Source organism: Paraburkholderia megapolitana, from assembly GCF_007556815.1.
Lineage (GTDB): Bacteria > Pseudomonadota > Gammaproteobacteria > Burkholderiales > Burkholderiaceae > Paraburkholderia > Paraburkholderia megapolitana.
Window position 1 is genome coordinate 1,571,907 of the sequence record NZ_CP041745.1, and the last position, 13,255, is coordinate 1,585,161.

Annotated in this window: 11 protein-coding genes; 3 read left to right on the plus strand and 8 right to left on the minus strand. The window is 59.7% G+C overall.

Translation table 11 applies throughout. The annotated features are described in order from the left end of the window. Window positions 1–291: 291 nt before the first annotated feature. The 4 genes from FNZ07_RS20495 to glgC all read right to left on the minus strand — a co-directional run bounded on the left by FNZ07_RS20495 (window position 292) and on the right by glgC (window position 4,992). On the minus strand, window positions 292–753 hold the full coding sequence (locus tag FNZ07_RS20495) for a hypothetical protein (RefSeq protein WP_091018951.1): 462 nt from the start codon (window positions 751–753) through the stop codon (window positions 292–294). Window positions 754–878: 125 nt separating this feature from the next. After that, on the minus strand, window positions 879–1,742 hold the full coding sequence (gene pdxY, locus FNZ07_RS20500; RefSeq protein ID WP_091018949.1) for a pyridoxal kinase PdxY: 864 nt from the start codon (window positions 1,740–1,742) through the stop codon (window positions 879–881). A gap of 300 nt (window positions 1,743–2,042) precedes the next feature. Continuing rightward, window positions 2,043–3,563 carry a glycogen synthase GlgA gene (gene glgA, locus FNZ07_RS20505; protein ID WP_091018947.1) on the minus strand — a complete coding sequence of 507 codons (1,521 nt, stop codon included), beginning with the start codon at window positions 3,561–3,563 and terminating at the stop codon, window positions 2,043–2,045. A gap of 154 nt (window positions 3,564–3,717) precedes the next feature. After that, window positions 3,718–4,992, minus strand: a complete 1,275-nt coding sequence (gene glgC / locus FNZ07_RS20510; protein WP_091018945.1) for a glucose-1-phosphate adenylyltransferase — start codon at window positions 4,990–4,992, stop codon at window positions 3,718–3,720. 449 nt (window positions 4,993–5,441) lie between these two features. Here glgC and FNZ07_RS20515 point away from each other — a divergent pair, with 449 nt between their 5' ends. Continuing rightward, complete coding sequence (locus FNZ07_RS20515) at window positions 5,442–6,494, plus strand: alpha/beta fold hydrolase (protein ID WP_091019177.1); 1,053 nt, start codon at window positions 5,442–5,444, stop codon at window positions 6,492–6,494. Between the two features lie 37 nt (window positions 6,495–6,531). On the opposite strand, the gene FNZ07_RS20520 is transcribed toward FNZ07_RS20515, so the two are convergent. Then, window positions 6,532–7,536 (minus strand): LLM class flavin-dependent oxidoreductase, encoded by a 1,005-nt coding sequence (locus tag FNZ07_RS20520; RefSeq protein ID WP_091018940.1) that lies wholly within the window; start codon window positions 7,534–7,536, stop codon window positions 6,532–6,534. Window positions 7,537–7,992: 456 nt separating this feature from the next. On the opposite strand from FNZ07_RS20520, the gene FNZ07_RS20525 reads away from it, so the two are divergent. Next, window positions 7,993–8,793 (plus strand): FkbM family methyltransferase, encoded by an 801-nt coding sequence (locus FNZ07_RS20525; protein WP_091018938.1) that lies wholly within the window; start codon window positions 7,993–7,995, stop codon window positions 8,791–8,793. On the opposite strand, the gene FNZ07_RS20530 is transcribed toward FNZ07_RS20525, so the two are convergent. The 3 genes from FNZ07_RS20530 to FNZ07_RS20540 are packed head-to-tail and all read right to left on the minus strand — an operon-like array spanning window position 8,786 to window position 11,906. Continuing rightward, entirely contained in the window at window positions 8,786–10,504 is a 1,719-nt protein-coding gene (locus tag FNZ07_RS20530) for an ATP-binding response regulator (RefSeq protein WP_170275802.1), read from the minus strand. The two genes, FNZ07_RS20525 and FNZ07_RS20530, sit on opposite strands and share 8 nt — an antisense overlap. A gap of 60 nt (window positions 10,505–10,564) precedes the next feature. Then, window positions 10,565–11,062: a putative pterin-binding protein gene (locus FNZ07_RS20535; protein WP_091018932.1), complete on the minus strand. Its 498-nt coding sequence runs from the start codon at window positions 11,060–11,062 to the stop codon at window positions 10,565–10,567. Beyond that, window positions 11,055–11,906 (minus strand): helix-turn-helix domain-containing protein, encoded by an 852-nt coding sequence (locus FNZ07_RS20540; RefSeq protein ID WP_091018930.1) that lies wholly within the window; start codon window positions 11,904–11,906, stop codon window positions 11,055–11,057. Before FNZ07_RS20540 ends, FNZ07_RS20535 begins: the two co-directional genes overlap by 8 nt. A 746-nt stretch (window positions 11,907–12,652) precedes the next feature. On the opposite strand from FNZ07_RS20540, the gene FNZ07_RS20545 reads away from it, so the two are divergent. Then, on the plus strand, window positions 12,653–12,952 hold the full coding sequence (locus FNZ07_RS20545; protein WP_091018927.1) for a hypothetical protein: 300 nt from the start codon (window positions 12,653–12,655) through the stop codon (window positions 12,950–12,952). The last annotated feature ends 303 nt before the right edge of the window (window positions 12,953–13,255 follow it).

Genomic DNA, 13,255 nt, shown 5'->3' on the forward strand with positions numbered 1-13,255 from the left:
GGCTGCGCGGGCAATGCAGGAAAACACGGAAGCGCGCGATTCACTGGTCAATGAGTGCTCAACGAGCCGTCAATGAAGCGACCAATGAAATGTGCAATACGCGCCAGGTCGGGTTCGACGTGGCGCGAATATAAGAAGCCAATTTGCGAACGTCTTGGCAGAACGCCGCGCTTCGTGTGCGCATTTCGGCACAGCGATACGCGGCGATCGAAGGGAGTTCAGGCGTGTGTGGCGAGCGTCGCGTGGCAACGCGCTGCGATTTTGTTCCAGTCGCGATTCGTCAGACCAGACTCATTCGTCTGCTTGCAGACGCAACAATTCTTCGCGCAAGCGCAGCAGCGGTGCTTTGGTGTCCTCGTCGGCCCACGTGTCGAGATCGTCGATGGCACGCTGGCAGCCGTCGAGTACCAGATCGAAGTCGACTGGAATGCCGTTGGAGAGCGCGAATTGCAGTGTCTGCACGAACTGCTCGCATTCGTCTTCACCGTACGAGATGTCGAGGTTGTCCGCGATCACGGCGGCGATGTTGCTGCGGGCGCGGTCGTCGGCGGGGACCATCTCGATGATGCCGCGCGCGACTTCTGGTGCGTGATAGAGCGCAATGTCGAGCCATTCCGTGGGATCGAAATCCGCCTCGCCGAACTGGTTCTCGAAGAACTCGATCGCTTCCTGTTCGTGGGTTTCACCGGCATCGACGCTGATGCACAACTGCTCGAAAAATTCTTCCCGCTCGCTGCGGATATGGCCGTCCATCTGAACCTCGTTCGTTACTGGGGTGTTGCGCGGCACGCATTATAGGCGCTTTGGGGTTGGCTCCGGGTTGAGTTCCGGCCGTGGCTCGCATAGACAAACAACACGGACAGCACGGCACAAACGCACTAGCTCGTCTCCGCGATCCACGCGTCGAACCATTCGCGCGGCCGCGCGATCTCGTCCTGGGCCGCGACCAGTTCGAGTTCATAGCGGCCCGCTTCCCAGGTGGTTCGCACCACGGCGTTAACGGCTGCGAGCGTGTGCTCGAACGCGGCGCGCAGCGGATCGCCGAGCAGCGTGCGCGCGACGAACACCGCGCTCGTCAGGTCGCCGACGCCGACCGGTTGCCGCGCGAACGGATACAGCGGGCGCTGGCCCATCCATGCTTCGCGTTCGGTGACGGCGAGCATGTTGAAGCGGTCGGCGGGACTGTTGCGATCGAGCAGGTGCTTGACCAGCACGATCTTCGGGCCGCGCTTGAGCACTTCGCGGCAGGCGACGATCGCTTCGTCGACGGTCTCGAGCGTGCGTCCGACGAGCCGTTGTAGTTCGCTGTGATTCGGCGCGATGCCGTCGGCGATCTCGGGCATCGTGCGCACGAGAAATTCCTGGATGCCAGGTTCGACCTTGCAACCGGTCGTGGTGCCCATCACCGGGTCGCAGAAGTACCACGCGTGCGGGTTGGCGGCCTTCACCGAGGCGACGATGTCGATGACCGCCTGCGCCTGCTCGGGGGTGCCGAGGTAGCCGGACAGCACGGCGTCGCAGCGCGGCAGCATGCCGATCGCGCCGATTCCGTCGACGAGGTCGCCCATTTGCGCGGCATCGATTGCGCTACCGGTCCAGTGGCCGTATTGCGTGTGGTTCGAGAACTGGACGGTATTGAGCGGCCAGACATTGACGCCGAGCCGGCGCATCGGAAACTCGGCGGCGCTGTTGCCGGCGTGTCCGAAGACGACATGCGACTGAATGCTCAGGACGTTTTTCATGGTCGGTTGCGATCGGGCGCGGACCTGGGCGATCCGCGTGGAAGCGAAGCGGGTGGCCGGTTACAGCCCGGTGCCCGCCAGTGCAGGAACAATACATGAGTTTTCGCGCGGCGAAACCTGTGCCGTGCGGCGAGTGTTGCCTGGAATCGTCAGTTGGCGGGGGTGAACGCGGCAAGAACACGGGGCGGGCCCGCTTGTGCGGGCTCGTCTACGTGCTGGTGTCCACCCGTGATCGGCGGTGCTTGCGGCGACTCGGAGGCCGGTCGCGGGCAGCCGGCGCGGGCGCCTCGCGGGCGCCTTTTATGCGCCGGCGGGGTCTTGCACGAGCGACCGGTAAAGATCCAGATAGCGTTGCGCCGAGGCGCCCCAGCCAAAATCCTGACGCATCGCGCGCTGCTGCGCGGCCTTCCATTCACTGTGCCGCGCATGCAGCGCGAACGCGCGACGGATTGCGCCGCCGAGCGCCTCCGGCTCGAAGCGCTCGAACACGAAACCGGTGGCGAGATCGTCGGCGAGATTTTCCAGCGATGCATCGACCACGGTATCCGCCAGCCCGCCGACCCGATGCACGAGCGGCAACGAGCCGTACGCGAGCGCGTAGAGCTGTGTGAGGCCGCACGGCTCGAACCGCGACGGCACCGCAATCACGTCGCTACCGGCGACGATCGCGTGGGCGAGCGGCTCGTCGAAGCCGCGTTCGACGGCCACGGCGTCGGGATGCGCATGGGCGACGCGCAGCAGGCCGGCTTCGAGCGCCGGGTCGCCGGTGCCGAGCACCACCAGTTGACCGCCACGCGAGATGATCTCAGGCAGCGCGCCGAGCAGCAGGTCAAGGCCCTTCTGCTCGGTGAGCCGGCTGACGACGCCGAACAGCAGCGCATCGCTTTTCTGTGCGAGGCCGAAGCGTTCCTGCAGCGCGGTCTTGCACGCGCGCTTGCCGGCGAGCCGGCTGCTCGTGTAGCGCGCAGCCAGCGCTTCGTCGGTGGCGGGGTTCCATACGCCATAGTCGACGCCGTTCAGGATGCCGGTCAGATCGTGGGTACGGCCGCGCAGTAGCGCATCGAGCCCGCCGCCCTGCGCGAGCGTCTGGATTTCGCGGGCATACGTGGGGCTGACGGTGGTGAGCCGGTCGCTGTAGTAAAGCCCTGCTTTCAGAAACGACAACTGGCCGTAGAACTCGACCCCGTGCATGTCGAAGAAGTCGGCCGGCAACGCCAGATGATCGAACGTCTGCGCCGGAAACACGCCCTGGTAGGCGAGGTTGTGCACCGTGAACACCGTGTGCGCGAGACGCCTGCCGTGTCTGCGTTCGGCGGCGCGCAGGTAGGCGGGCGCGAGGCCCGCGTGCCAGTCGTGTGCGTGGATGATCTGCGGCGTCCATGCCGGGTCGGCATGCTGGGCGAGTTGCGCGGCCATCCAGCCGAGCAGCGCGAAGCGTTCCGCGTTGTCGCCGTACGGCACGTGTTGGGCATCGAGATACGGGTTGCCGGGCCGGTCGTACAGCGCGTCGTCGCGGATCATGTAGACGGAGAGGCCGTTCGCGGGCAGCGTGCCGAGTTCGAGCGTCGCGTGGGCGGCGTGCGGCGCGTGTACGGAGTATTGCAGGCCGGCGCGGGAGCCCAGCAGCGGATGATCGAGCCGCGCAACCGTGCGCAGGTCCACGAGCCCGGCCGCGACCGCGGGAAAGCCCGGCAGCAGCACGCGCACGTCCGCGCCGCGCTCGATCAGCGCGGGCGGCAGCGCACCGGCAACGTCGGCGAGACCGCCGGTCTTGAGAAGCGGATACAGCTCGCTGGCAACGTGCAGCGCGCGAATCGTCATAAGCGTTGAACCTGTGGAGAGACGCGGTTAATTGAACTATCTGAGCAGCTTATCGATGCAACCTGACGGCGCGACGTACTGGCGCGGAAGCCGCTGCAATACCTCGCCATTGCAGCGTTTCCGTTTGCCTCACTCGCGGCGAGCGCAGATCCACTCAATGCGCACGTTCGGTCTGCCGTCGCAATGCTTCCGCGGTAACCAGTACGACGCCGCTGTCGGTGCGGTAGAACCGCTCGCCGTCGAGCACCGGATCCTCACCGATCACCGTACCGTCGGGAATCGAACAGCCGCGGTCGATCACCACACGACGCAGCCGGCAACTCGCGCCAACCGTCACCTGTGGCAGCAAGACTGCCTCACTGATGTTACAGAACGACTTCACGAGCACGTTCGACGACAGCACCGAGCGCGAGATCTGCGAACCCGTGATCACGCAGCCGCCGCACACGATCATGCTGGTGCCCGAGCCCTGCTGGCCGTTCAGGTCGCGCACGAACTTGGCCGGCGGGAGTTGCTCCTGATGCGTCCAGATCGGCCAGCTGTGGTCATACAGATCGAGCGCGGGAATCGTCGACGCGAGGTCGAGATTCGCGGACCAGTACGCGTCGATTGTGCCGACATCGCGCCAGTAGGGTTCGGTGGTCGGGTCGGACGTCACGCACGACATGCTGAACGGATGCGCGATGGCGTGGCCCTGAGTGACGACGCGCGGCAGGATGTCCTTGCCGAAGTCGTGATCGGTGGCGGCGCTCGTGATGTTTTCCTCGAGCAGCGTGTACAGGTAATCCGCGTTGAAAACGTAGATGCCCATGCTGGCGAGCGCGATATCGGGGCGGCCCGGCATGGCGGGGGGATCGGCGGGCTTTTCGACGAAACCGGTGATACGGCGCGAGGCATCGACAGCGATCACGCCGAACGCGGTCGCCTCCATGCGCGGCACCTCGATGCAGCCGACCGTGCAATCCGCGCCGCTCTCGGTGTGGTCGAGCACCATCCGCGTGTAGTCCATCTTGTAGATGTGGTCGCCGGCCAGTACGACGACGTATTTCGGGCGAATCGAACGGATGATGTCGAGATTCTGGAACACTGCATCCGCCGTGCCGCGATACCAGTGTGCGCCTTCGACGCGCTGCTGGGCCGGCCACAGATCGATGAATTCGTTGAACTCGCCGCGCAGGAAGCCCCAGCCGCGCTGCACATGGCGCAACAGCGAGTGCGCCTTGTACTGCGTCACCACGGCAATACGACGGATGCCCGAATTCAGGCAGTTGGAGAGCGCAAAGTCGACGATCCGGTATTTGCCGCCGAAGTGCACGGCCGGTTTCACGCGTTTATTCGTGAGCGGCCCGAGCCGGGTGCCACGGCCACCCGCGAGCACGATGGCAAGGGTGGTGTGCTGCAGATCGTTGAGACTGGCCGGTGTGTGCATGTACGTCTCCTATGATGTTTTGCCCCAGATGGTCGTGCTGGCGTCTTGTGCGCTGTCGTCGGGTTGCCTCGTGTTGCGGTTGTTGTGGTCGTTGCGGTTACGGTTTCAATTGCGGTTGCGGTGCACGCCCCGTATTTCTAGCACCGATTCGCGGCGCACGCTCGCTTCAATGGCAGGGGTGGGGCGATAGGGGCATGGTTTGAGCCGGATTGCATCGACCGGTACCCGCGCGTCCGCTATCGACTGGCGGCCGGGCGATCGCCCGCTTGCTTCAGTCGACCCGCCGGCCAGACGATGCGGCAACGCAATATCGACCGCAACACGCGCCACATGCCGACCTCGCAGCAGGCGGGGCAGTACGTCGGTAGAATCGTCGGCTCCGAGTCGCACGAGGCACGCCATTCATGATTTCGCGTTATCGGTTCTTCGCCACACGGTTCGCCGCGTCCATGCTCGTGTCCGCGCTGGCATTGGCGCCGGCCACCCAGGCCGGTGCTGTCGGCGATGCGTCCAGCGCCTCCAGTGCATCCGGCCCGACGCAGGCCGACAGCGACGGTCCGGTCTACGGGCCTGAACTGCAAGGCTTCAGCTATCCGGCTCCGGTCCAGCAGTTCGACTTCACATCGCAGGGCGAAGCGCTGCACATGGCCTATCTTGACGTCCGGCCGGAACATCCCAACGGGCGAACCGCGGTACTGCTGCATGGCAAGAATTTTTGCGCGGCGACCTGGGAGGGCACGATACGCCGGCTATCCGATGCGGGCTATCGCGTGGTTGCGCCGGACCAGATCGGGTTCTGCAAATCGACCAAGCCGGCTCACTATCAGTACAGCTTCCAGCAGCTCGCGCGCAACACGCATGCGCTGCTCGACTCGCTCGGCATCGAACGGATCACGCTGATCGGCCATTCGACCGGCGGCATGCTGGCGATCCGCTATGCGTTGATGTACCCGGCGCAAACGCAGCAGCTCGTGCTCGTCGATCCGATCGGCCTCGAAGACTGGAAGGCGAAGGGCGTGCCGTCGTTATCGGTGGACGAGTGGTATCAGCGCGAGCTGAAGACAACCGCCGACGGCATCCGCCGCTACGAACAGAACACTTATTACGCGGGCCAGTGGCGCGCCGACTACGAGCCGTGGGTGCAGATGCTGGCGGGTATGTACCGTGGACCGGGCAAGCAGATCGTGGCGTGGAATTCGGCGCTGCTGTACGACATGATCTACACGCAGCCGGTCGTCTACGAACTGGGCAACCTGAAGGTGCCGACGCTATTGATGATCGGCGACAAGGACACCACCGCGATCGGCAAGGACGTTTCGCCGCCGGAGGTGCGCGCGAAGATCGGCCACTACCCCGAACTCGCGAAGCTCACGCAGCAGGCGATTCCGCATGCGCGCCTCATCGAGTTCGCGGAGCTGGGTCACGCGCCGCAGATGCAGGACCCGCAGGCGTTTCACAAGGCGCTGCTCGACGGGCTTGCCGCGGTGCCTGCAGACCATTGATTACCGAGCGGTCGATGCGGCAACCCGTGTCGGCCGTCTATTGCGCAGGCGCCGCCGCGGCGAGTTCGTCGTGAATCTGCGCGCCGATCTCGAACGAACGTAACCGGGCCGCGTGGTCGTAGATGTGCGCCGTGAGGATCAGTTCGTCCGCGCCGGTCTGTTCGATCACCGACTGCAGGCCCGCGCGCACCGCATCGCGATCGCCGATCACCGTGCAGGCAAGCGAATGGGCGACGGCGGCAAGTTCGTGATCGGCGGCTTCGAGATGGTCGACCGGCGGTTGCAACTGGCCCGGTGTGCCGCGACGCAGGTTGATGAACTGCTGCTGCAGCGACGTGAAAAGACGCAGCGCTTCGTCGGTGGTATCGGCGGCGATGAGATTCACGCCGATCATCGCGTATGGTTTGTCGAGCACCGCCGACGGACGGAATTGCGCGCGGTACACACGCAGCGCGGTCAGCATATGGTCCGGTGCGAAATGAGAAGCGAACGCAAACGGCAGGCCGAGCGCAGCGGCAAGTTGCGCGCTGAACAGGCTCGAGCCAAGCAGCCATAGCGGCACATGCAAACCTGCGCCCGGCACGGCGCGAATACGCTGGCCAGGCACCGGGTCGGCAAAATAACGCTGCAGTTCGACGACGTCGTCGGGAAACGAATCGGCGCTGCCCTGCAGGTCGCGACGTAGCGCGCGAGCCGTCGTCTGGTCGGTGCCGGGCGCGCGGCCAAGACCGAGATCGATACGCCCCGGATACAGCGACGCGAGCGTGCCGAATTGTTCGGCGATCACGAGCGGTGCGTGGTTCGGCAGCATCACGCCGCCCGAGCCGACGCGGATCGTCTTCGTGCCGCCGGCAATGTGGCCGATCACGACCGAGGTCGCCGCACTCGCAATGCCCGTCATGTTGTGATGTTCGGCGAGCCAGAAGCGGCGATAGCCCCATCGTTCGACATGCTGCGCGAGATCGAGCGAGTTGCGGAACGCGTCCGTCGCGGATGCGCCGGCGGTGATGGGCGAGAGGTCGAGAACCGAGAAGGGGATCATGGTGGTTGTATTTGTGGCGTGACGCTGGTCTGCACGGCTAGCCGATGAAGGCCAGGCGAAAGGATGGTGTTGACGGATTTTGCCAAAGCGCCTCGATTCGTGCTGACGGTGAAAACAAGTCCACAATTGCAGCAGGGTGTTCAGGGGGCAATTCAGCGGTTATCGCGGCATGGCACACCGCTGAGTGACGGATTGGCGCAAACACCTCTCGAGCTGCGAATTTGCAATAGCGTCCACCACAAAGCTCCATGCGGGGAAATTTGCACGTACAGTGCTTCTGGGCTGCTCTTCCGGTTTTTGCGAGTATCAACGTTCAAGCAGCAACACATCGTCTAAACTTTACCGGCAAAATGTTCACGTACACTGATGCAAAGAAGAAGGTGTAATGACCCGCGCGAGTTCGACATCCTCGGGCGGCATGATCCTTACCTATAGTCAGAAAAGAAATCTTGAGCCATGAAAATAGCATTCGTTGTTGCGTCGACAGATCACGGAACGTTGATCATCAATCGGAACGATGAAAACGAGAACGAGAAATACGGTCGTTACGGCGTGGGTTCGCAGTTGTTTGCGACAGGCAGCTTCTACCCGACCGACACGGATCTGCTTACCTCTATCTTGCGGATACGAAAGCGAGCTTTCGCTGACCGACGTCCAGTTGTTGCCGTCGATTGCGGTGCAAACATCGGGATTCATAGCCTGGAGTTTGCCCGGGAGTTAGGGGCCGCGGGGCGAGTCCTGGCGATCGAGGCTCAACGAGCAATTTTCTATGCGATGTGCGGAAATATCGCAATCAACAACTGCTTTAACGTTGAGGCTAGAAACATTGCCGTCGGCTCTGTGGATGGGTTTCTCAGAGTTCCTTTCGTCAACTACCATGTGCGATCCAGTTTTGGAAGTCTGGAGCTTCGGGACCGCGAAGGGAAAGAAGACATTGGTCAAGTGGTTGACTACAGCAGTGGTTATGATGTTCCGCTGCTGAAACTAGATTCCCTCTGCAAAGAACGGGTAGATCTTGTGAAGATCGATGTTGAAGGGATGGAGGGAGAGGTTATCGCCGGTGGGATCGATCTGTTGAAAGATTCAAAACCAGTGTTGTTTGTTGAGAGAATCAAGGGGGATTTCTCTCCAATCGAATTGACGCTACGGTCACTAGGATATGAAATCGTCGACCTCGGCCCGAATATTTTGGCAGTGTCGAATGCCGATCCGACAAAGTCGGACGTTATGAGCGCTGTAGCGAATCACATTACGTGATGGCATTGAGCGAAGTAACCAGCTTTTTACGCGTAAACGGCTTTTCGATAAATCCGTCAAATGACCGAGGGTCATCGATAAAATCGGAGCTTGTCATGTAGCCACTGATTGCGACGATACGAGTCCGGGTGTTGTTGCCGAGCCCGATCTTGAGCTGATCGGCGAGCGCGAATCCGTCGTCCTGTGCCAAGTGGATGTCGCACAGGACAATATCGTACATATGGCGAGAGCACGCTTCGCGTGCGTTGTCCGCGTCGAGAACGTAGTCCACCCGCATGCCCAGGGACGTGGCGAGCGCCGAAAGTTCCAGACAAATAGTTTCCTGGTCGTCGATTACGAGCATCCGCTGATCAGTGAATTTCGCGTCGAGGACGTCTTCCTGAGCTTGATCGACCAGAGCGACCATAGCGTGGCCAACTGCGCAGCGTTCTACGGGAACCCTGACCGTAAAGGTTGTGCCGCGGTCTGTCTGGCTCTTGACGGCCAAGCTTCCTCGAAGGCGCTTTACAAGTCCGCTGGCAATCGTCAAGCCCATACCGAGGCCTAATCCAATTCGATGCTGTTTGTGTACACGATAGAAGGGATCGAAGATGTGTGGGAGATCTGACTCAGATATCCCCATCCCACGATCGGAAACAGTAACCTCAAGGACGGGATGACCCTCGTCGTCATCGACGTCAAAGCCCATTTCAATCGACATCGTCTCTGCGTGCTTTACTGCATTGTCGGCGAGGTTGTACACGATCTGCTTGATCCGTAGACGATCGGTGCGCACGCAAACGACAGCAGATTCGGTGATTCGAATCTCTGGGCAGACCCGCGATTTGTCGTTATGCAGATCTCCGACAATCTCGGTAAGCAGCTCGTCCACTCGGAACTCTGAAAAATCCAGCGCTAGGCCGTCGACCCCCAAGGTCAAAAAGTCACCTATTTCGTCGAGGTGAGTGGTGATTCGCGCGACCGCTCGCTCCATGTTCAGGAGGGTACGCATACTAGATGGCGCAACGTTTCGCTCTGACAGATTCTCAAGACCGGTCACCAGCGTTTGCATAGGATTTTTCAGTTCGTGACTGATGGTCGCGAGAAACACTCTTACAGTTGCCGTTGCTTTCTCGGCCTCTGACGCAATCTCGTGCTCCATACGACGGGCATTCTGTTCCGCCTCAAGCATCCTCAATGCGCTTCTTCGAGCCATCGAGAAATAGGCGCTGGCAGCGATAAAGAACAACGATACGACCAGTTCCCCGTAGAACAGCAGGGAATATTTGGAATTGATGTCACGCAAGAGTGCATCTCTTCGCTGGATGCCGAGAACCCCTATAACCGACACGATTTTCTGTGAGGCGACCGTGACTTCACCCAGTTTGTTGAGGATATAGGTAGATACCTGAGGGTTGTTCTGCAAGTCTAGTTTTGTTGTTTCGATTTCATGCAGGCTTGCATTTATACGAGAAATACCTTCCTGGTAGACGGGGTCATCAAATACGTACTCGGTGGTAACTGACCGCTGCGAGATCATGTACGCTCGTGACTGAAGCAGGGCAAAGGCGATCAGCAGGTCACGATGCGCCGGTGGATTTGGCGTATCCATCTTGATGACCAGATTTGCCAACTCGGAGTTCTGCAGTTGAAGTTGCGCGATGCCCCAATAGGAATCCTCAGTCGGACCTTTGAGGTACTCCAGCCGATCGTCAGGGATCAGGTACAGCACACCGCCTATCCAGAAGGCGCAGAGCAGAGGAAAGATTATCTTGGGTAGGTGACGAAACATTTAGCGAATCGAAAGCGACTTGATTTGACGGATTTCTTTTGCACTGTACTGCGAAGTCTTGATACGCGAACCTTCACCTCCATCTCGGTCATACACGAGAAACAGTGGTCCGAAATTTCTGAGCAGCAACCTCTGGCCGTCCATCGAGTATGCGAGTATCGGCTGATCCCTAAGAATGCCGGATACGTCTATGTCCTTGATTTCGTAGTCATCGTATGCGGTGATCGTTACCGATGAACCCTTGGGGCAAGTCTTGCTGACTACATCGGCGAGGCGGATCCCGTTGTATTCTGACTTGGACTTCCAAGGTGTAGACGTCGCAACGGAGTACTGCGGCATCGCAAGGATGTCGTGTTCGCTGAGAAATTCGACATGTGTACGGTGGCCCTCCACGCAGTAGACATATAGTTCTAAAGGGACGACGTCGGCTTGAGCGCTTGAGATCGATAACGAGATCAGCGTAAAGGCGAGCGCCACCTTAGGAGCTCTTTCAAGCATCGATTGGTCCATGCGGAAAACGAACATCCAAGGCGGCTTTGATGATAGGACCTTTGATTGGTTTCTCATACGGGCCGATAACGTTGAACTGTAGCATCGCAGTAGCGATCTGCTCTAGATGTACTGGACTCTTGGCGTACCCCGTCAAGATAATGATCGGAATGTCGTCGCCTAGACGTCTGCGGATCAGTTCCACGGCCGGAGCGGTTATCGTCCCATCGAGTATCCAGTCAAGGATGAACGCGTCAAACTGCCGCGAGTCGAGCGCAGCTTCTAACTCCTCGATCGACTGGAACTCAGCGGTATCGTAGTTATGGTTATTCAAGAAGGTCGACAGTTCACCGGAGGTCTCAACGTTATCCTCAAGAATTGCCACCATCCTTGATGGCCGAAAGTGTTTGTCACAATTGATACTGATTTTCGAAACCGGGTAGGTACCTCCAAGCGGCGTGTTGGAGTAATGGATGAGCCAATCTGGTAGTCGCTTCTCTGCAAAGAAAGTTGTGTCGTAGTCTCGACCAGGCGCGACAGGATCGTTGTGTAAAACAGCGCGGCACAGAATGCTCGCTTCGCCCATTTTCAGCTCTGCGCTAACCTCGCGACCTGTCAGTGAACCGTCATCGCTCTGATCCTTAATCAACGTCAAAGGATCGACATTGAAGGCCTTGGCGATTGTCTTCACCTGCGCAAGAGTCCATTGGCTATTCCCCTTCATTTTGCGATGAGCGTGCGATGCACTGAGGTCGAGTAGTTCTCCGGCAATTGCAACTTGCTTATGCCTGGGTACCCCTTTGTCGTCCAAAAGTTGTCTGACGCGCGCTGCAATGTCTTGGTTGGAATCCATCGGACTGGTAGTTAGCAAGTATTTGAATTATTGCGCATAAAGCAATCAAATGCGCTTGACGAATTGTGTTCTGAAATATAAATTGCGTGAAATGATGCGATTCAACCGTTGATGCATTGCGTGAAACGATACGTTTTACGATACATGCTGTGGCCGATCAGAGCAAGGGGCCTTGCGCCCATGCATGCTACGGGGTTTGGATGGGGATTCACAGCTTCAGGCCGGACTTCCTTCGATCTGGGGGAGTTATGCGATGGATAGGCAGGGTTGCCTGGTTCAGGCTGCTGCTCTCAGTGACCGCTCGCTGTTCTACTCATCTACGTCGTATACGGCAGTAGTGCCATCCGTGGACCGCTCTTATTACCTTTGCAGACCGCTCGTGCGTTCGACGCATCGTCGGGCCCTGATTGCTTCGATCGCAATGAATTGAGACATCGGACTGCCGGATGCTGCAGCAGCGCCGTGCCGGTCTCTTGTTCGTCGTGGATGAGAGAGTGAGGTGGACGAGGTAATCGGATCGATGTAAAGGCCGGGTATCCTGGTGTTCCCGTGTTCATTGGGCGCGATAGGGGGGGCAATGTGTCGAGGCTAGTGCAGCTCAGGAACTGCTGGCGGCGAGCCTTTGCGACAGTAAGGTTGCTGACGCAGCCTGCAACGGAGATAGCATGGTGACACGCAGTGTTCGAGGCCCGAAACGCCGGGTGACTCCAATAGATGTAGACCTGACGCCGCGCTGGAGGACGTTGATGCCGATCCTGGTCTCGGCCATCGAGAACGGAACAGAGACTGGAAAAGCGAATGCCCGACGCAATCTGCTGAAGCTTGCCTGTGAGATCGATCGCGCGAATCGGTGGAATCGGCGCATGCAAGGTGCGCTCGCGCGTCTGGCAAAAATTTGGCCCAAGGGGGATGACATGCTTGATGGAGATGAGAGGGCTGCGTTGACCGAGGCCGCCGAAGTGCTGGCGATCGGCGCAGCTGCCGATATTCGCAGGAAACGCCGATCGGGTTCCACCTCCCTATCAGGTAGTTCCAGGCGGCGATAGTATTGATCGCATGAAGCGAGACAGTGAGCAAACAGATCTGAAACGTCCGCTGACAGCACCCTGTTGGCAACGTGAAAAGCTTGAGCAAGGAAACACACAAAAAAACACACAAATCATGCAGACGTACGCAACAAATCGTAAAACGCGCTGCTAGAATTTCTGCGACATCACTGAGCGTGCGAACGCCGTTCAACCGGTGCCGCGTCGTGTGTCTGCGCTGTTTTGCAGCGCGACATGTCACGCGTTGCGATCTCTGTATTTGCAGCCTGGATGCAGCTTTTGCATCACTTGACTGACAACCTG